The organism is Pararobbsia alpina, from assembly GCF_902859895.1.
Taxonomy (GTDB): Bacteria; Pseudomonadota; Gammaproteobacteria; order Burkholderiales; family Burkholderiaceae; genus Pararobbsia; species Pararobbsia alpina.
The window spans coordinates 1-5,338 of the sequence record NZ_CADIKM010000103.1 but is presented as its reverse complement, the minus strand read 5'-3'; the positions used below and the strand labels follow the sequence as shown (position 1 = coordinate 5,338).

General features: G+C 58.4%; 2 protein-coding genes and 3 pseudogenes. 3 read left to right on the top strand and 2 right to left on the bottom strand.

Annotation, left to right across the window (positions count from 1 at the left end):
* Positions 1–343, top strand: a 343-nt coding sequence (locus tag HV670_RS29195) for a YncE family protein (RefSeq protein WP_425511487.1), incomplete at its 5' end; no start/stop codon positions are given.
* Positions 344–433: 90 nt separating this feature from the next.
* Positions 434–1,153, top strand: a pseudogene (locus HV670_RS29190) (IS6 family transposase).
* A 292-nt stretch (positions 1,154–1,445) separates the two neighbouring features.
* Here the strand turns inward: HV670_RS29190 and HV670_RS29185 are convergent.
* Positions 1,446–2,395, bottom strand: a pseudogene (locus tag HV670_RS29185) (IS110 family RNA-guided transposase).
* 427 nt (positions 2,396–2,822) lie between these two features.
* Here HV670_RS29185 and HV670_RS29180 point away from each other — a divergent pair.
* Positions 2,823–3,845 (top strand): YncE family protein, encoded by a 1,023-nt coding sequence (locus HV670_RS29180; RefSeq protein WP_175108415.1) that lies wholly within the window; start codon positions 2,823–2,825, stop codon positions 3,843–3,845.
* 187 nt (positions 3,846–4,032) lie between these two features.
* Here HV670_RS29180 and HV670_RS29175 read toward each other — a convergent pair.
* Positions 4,033–5,173, bottom strand: a pseudogene (locus HV670_RS29175) (IS3 family transposase).
* Positions 5,174–5,338 lie beyond the last annotated feature (165 nt).

Below are 5,338 nucleotides of genomic sequence, written 5' to 3'. Positions count from 1 at the left end.
GGTGGTGAATGCGGTATCTGGCCATGCAGTGGCCGACTTGCCGATTGGCGGGCATCCCGATGCCGCCGCGTTCGATCCGGCGTTGAAGCTGGCGTTCAGTTCGAATGGTGCTAATGGCACGTTGACGGTGGTCCACGAAGACGACGCGGATCACTACAGCGTCGTGCAAAACGTGCAGACGCTGGAAGGGGCGAAGACGATGGCGCTCGATCCGCAGTTGCACCGCGTGTATCTGGTGTCTTCGAAGTTCGGTCCTGCTGAAGCGGCGACGGCGCAAAAGCCGCATCCGCGTCCGACGGTCATTCCTGGTACGTTCGAAGTGCTCGTCGTGCAACGTAAGTAAGCGCGGTCCATTTCAAACTTAGCTGGTTTTGTCGCGATAAGGGCTCGGGGTTAAAATCCAAGCTGACATTGGCCCCAAGTGAAGCGTGTGATGAAGAACGCGACTGCGAGAAAAGCCCTGCCTGCTGGCGTAGCGAAGGTACCCAAGCGCCTGCACTATCCGCTCGACATGATCCTTCTGTGCGTGCGATGGTACGTCGCCTATTCGCTAAGCCTGCGCGATCTGGAGCAGATGATGGCCGAGCGCGGCCTCGCGGTTGATCACTCGAGCGTGCATCGCTGGGTGGTCAAACTGCTGCCGCTGTTCGAGAAGGCGTTTCGCCGGCACAAGCGCCCGGTTGGCAAGAGCTGGCGGATGGACGAGACCTAACTCAAGGTGCGAGGTCAATGGAAATACCTTTACCGAGCAGTCGACAAGGCGGGTAACATGATCGACTTCCTGCTGCGAGCCCATCGCGACAAGGCTGCCGCCCGTCGCTACTTTGAGAAAGCGATCGCCCAGAACGGCGCGCCGGAGACCGTCACCGTGGACAAAAGCGGCGCCAATCTGGCTGCCTTGCACGCGGTGAACGCGCAGCGCGAGACACCTATCCGGATCCGTCAGCGCAAGTGCCTGAACAACATCGTCGAGCAAGATCACCCGGCCATCAACGTCGAACGCGGCCAATGCTGGGGTTCAAGAATTTTCGGTGCGCACGCATCATTGTCGGCGGCATCGAGACCATGCACATGATCTCCAAGGGGCAGATGAAATGCCCCCAAGGGAATTCGCTTGTCCGCTGCACAGCAATTCTATTCGCTGGTCTCATAAACCACCGCGTTCCACGGGCGGCATTCGCCCAGGTGCCCTTGTCGCGACAGAGCCTCCCGGTTTGCCAGGAGATGTTGCGCGTGTGGTGAACAGGATCTGGCTGCAGACTTACATTCGGCCTGTGGCGCGGACGACAGTCCGCTGGCCCTGATGGAATTTGCCGGGGAAGGCCTCATCTCCGTGGAGTCCTCAAGGGACCGGCCAGCATTCAGGCTTACTTTCCCCGCGGTCCGACCTGACGTGCCATCACGCGCACATCAACCTGCGCAACCTTTTCAGCGGTTCACCTCCATTAAAGCTTCATGTCTGACGTGTTGCGGGCCACATAGCCCTCGCTGTACGTGCGATCGTGCGCCAGTAGGGCCCAGATCGTGCGTGCCATCCTGTTGGCGAGCGCGACAGCGACCACGTTGAACGGTCGTCGGGCCATCATGCGCTGCAGTGATTCGGGGAGTTTCTTCAGATGCTTCAGCACTGATCGCGCACCATAAATCAGGAGGGTGCTCAGATAGATATCATCCTGTTTGCTAATGCCAAGCAATTTGACCTGCCCTCCGGTACCGCTCTGGCGGGGTACAAGCCCGAGGAACGCTGCAAACTCGCGTCCTGAGCGAAATGTGTGTGCATCACCGATCGTGGCAGTAGCGGCCGTCGCCGTCAGCAGCCCAACGCCAGGGATCGCCATGTCTCGTTTGGTGGCGTCATCCTCACGCTTGCACGCCGTCAACCTGCGCTCCACCGCGGCGATATCGCGGGAAAGAGAGTCAATGCGCTGCAACTGCTCGCGCAGTGTGTCCACGACCATGGCAGGCAATGTATCCGCGAGCTCAGTCAAAGCGCGCACGGCATCGGCCATCCCCTGCCGGCCAGCATGCAAAGCGACGCCGAACTCATAAAGCAGGCCGTGAATCTGGTTGACCTGCATCTGACGCATCTTGACCTTTTGTTCACGGACCCTGTGCAGTGTCAGCACGCTTTGTTGAGCCTCGCTCTTTACGGCCATGAAGCGCATTTCGGGGCGTTGTGCGGCTTCCCAGATCGCCTGCGCATCAGCCGGATCGGTCTCGTTGCGCTTCACGAACGGTCGCACGAATGATGGAGCGATCAGCCGGACCTGATGCCCAATGTCACGAGTTGATCACGGCGGAGATGGCGCCGTTTAACCTCGCCGGTCTCCATGTCTACCCGGTGGACCTGAAAGACCCGCTTTGCCAAGTCTACGCCAAATGTCATAGTCTTCATTTGGAGCCCTCCTTACCTCAGTGGTAGTTTCGACACCACCACTTTGGCACTCTGATGCCGTCGGGTACAGCGAGGGCTCCGTGGTTCTTGCAGCCTCTCGGTCTCGACGAGGGAGGGAGGCGTCCATACCATCTCCGTGCCGGAGATAGCCGCGTGTGGCCCTGTCCACACCGTGCGGCTCTGGCAGCGATGCTAACCCGCGTTTGTTTCCCTCGGCGGGCCAGCCCTTGCCCCACGAAGGTCATACTGACCCGCGTCTGATTCCTCACGGCGGGCCAGCCCTGGCTCACGTAAAGTCGTCCTAAAGCAGCTGTCGCGATCGCACATGACAGATTTGTAATCATTGCGACGCCGTCCGTTAACCTGCGCGGCGGATAGTGGGGATTCCTTCAACAAGGCCGCTCGTCGCACGGATGATCAAAACGTCATGAACCTACTCCCAACTCTCCTCCGTCTGTTTTCTGCTTGTCTGACCATTTTTCCATTGATGGCGACGGCGAGCCCGGCGCCGTTGACTTGGTTGAAAACGATCCCGCTACCGGCTGTCACGGGCGGAGACTTTGATCATTTCGCTGTCGACTTGCTCCATCGTCGGTTGTACGTTTCGGCAGAGGAGTACGGGTCAATCGAGGTGTTCAGCCTGCCAGACGGAGAGCATCTGTCAAGCAAAAAAGCCGTGGCAAAGTCGCCGCACAAGATCCTCCTGACGGATGACGGCAATACGATGTTCATCGCGGATGCTGGCGATGCAAACGTCAAGATCGTCGATACGTCGAATTTCGAGGTGGCGAAGACGATCTCCCTTGAACCCCAACCCGACTCCGGGGTCGCTGACAGGAAGAGCAGAATATTTTATGTGGGGAACGGAGGCGTGCAGTCCCATCAAGACGACGCCTATATCACTCTGCTCTCGCTTTCGGATGGCGCGGTTCTCGGAAAAGTCCGCGTGCCCGGCGCTCAGTTGAAGGGCATGGTCATTGATCATGCCTCGGGCCGCCTTTTTGTAAATCTTCGAGACAAAAACCAAGTCGGCGTGATCGATCTCAAAGCGCGCAAATTAGTTAGCGTCTGGACCGTTCCCGGCCCGAGCCGTAACTCTGCGATGGCATTTGACAGCGAGCACAAGCGCCTGTTCATTGGTTCGAGGGCGCCGGGGAAGCTTTACGTGCTCGACTCCGATACCGGTTCTGTTGTCCAATCGCTTAATATCGTTGACGTATCCGACGACATGCACTTCGACGCAAATCATCATCGGCTCTATGTCACGGGCGCAGGCGGACTGGACGTCGTGCAGCAAACGGACCCTGACCACTATGGGATCGAACAGCAGATCGACACCCTAGGTGGCAAGACCTCTGCTTACATCCCTTCGCTGCACCGACTATATGTCGTGCACACGAAGGGGCCTCAAGCCGCCGAAGCCGGCCTGCAGGTATTTCGCGTCAATTGACCGGTGCGATTTGCGTTGACTGCCGCTGAAGGTAATGGGGCTTTGCTACCTTCGTCAGGCAAAGTTCGGGAATCCGTCGGGGGACATTAGGGCAACGCTGAACGAGTCGAGATGCGTTGTGATCGTGATGAGAAGTGGCCCCGCTCATTGGGACAGTATTTTCAGTTTTTAAGTGGAGCGCCAGGTGTCATGCTGCCGTCTTTATCGCGGGCAGCATCGCGAAGTAAGCCTCGTCAGGCGTACGGGCCGATAGGCTTGAATGAGGTCTCTTTTGGTTGTACCAGGTGAGGTAGTTAGCGATCGATTTCCGTGCATGCTCGACGGATTCATAAGCCTTCAAATATATTTCTTCATACTTCACGCTGCGCCACAGCCGTTCGACAAAAACGTTGTCCCGCCAGCTTCCCTTGCCATCCATCGACAGAGCGATTCCGCGTGAGAGGACCGCGTCGGTGAAGACCGAGCTGGTGAACTGACTGCCTTGATCCGTATTGACGATCTCAGGCAATCCCTACTTCGCGAACGCTTCTTCAAGCGCTGCCACCGCATGCTCAGCTTCCATCGTGATCGCGACTCGGTGCGCTAAAACACGGCGGCTGGCCCAATCGATTACAGCAGTGAGATAGACGAAGCCCTGTGCCATAGGCACGTATGTCGTGTCCAATGCGAACACCTAGTTGCTGCGCTCGATCTTCCGATCGCGCAGCAGGTACGGCCAGATCTTGCGAGCCAGATGTTTGCGGCTCGTGTTCGGCTTTCGAACAGCGCTTCGATGCCCATTTTTCACACCAACGTGCCGATGTGCCTGCGTCCGACCACTATGCCCTCTCGCTTGAGCAGGCGCATCAACATGCGCGCACCGGTAAACGCATGCTCCAGATGCAACGGGTCGATCCGGCGCATTAGCGCCAGATCTGCGGCTTTGACAGGGCTCGGCACGTAATAAGCACTGGACCGGCTGATGCCGACCAGCTTGACCTGCCGGGACACCGGCAGGCGGTGGGCACGACCAATCATTCCCTTGCGCTCAGCAAGCCTGCCTTGCCGAGCACGCCCGACAAAAAATCATTCTCCAGCGCCAATTGGCCGATCTTTGCGTGAAGCGTCTTCAGATCCACCGGCGGCTCATTGACCGGCGCCCCCGCCGCGCCAAACACATCGGCTGCTCGCTCTTGCACTTGCAACTGCCGCTTCCATTCCGTGAGCTGATTCGGATGAACCTCAAACTGCTGTGCCAATTCTGCCAGCGTGCGGTCGCCACGTACTGCTGCCAGCGCCACCTTCGCCTTAAACGCCGCTGAGTGCGTGCGTCGGGTTCTCTTCATCATCGTCTGGTTTCCTTTGTAGGCATTATGCCTATCTCAGATCCCAGCGACTCCACTTAGGGACACGCTGACCAATACGCATCGCATAGCCGGTCGACGTGCGAATGGATGCGACGATCGGCCGGCGGGCACTGCCGATGCTGAATAGCGGGTCTCGACAGCCTTTGG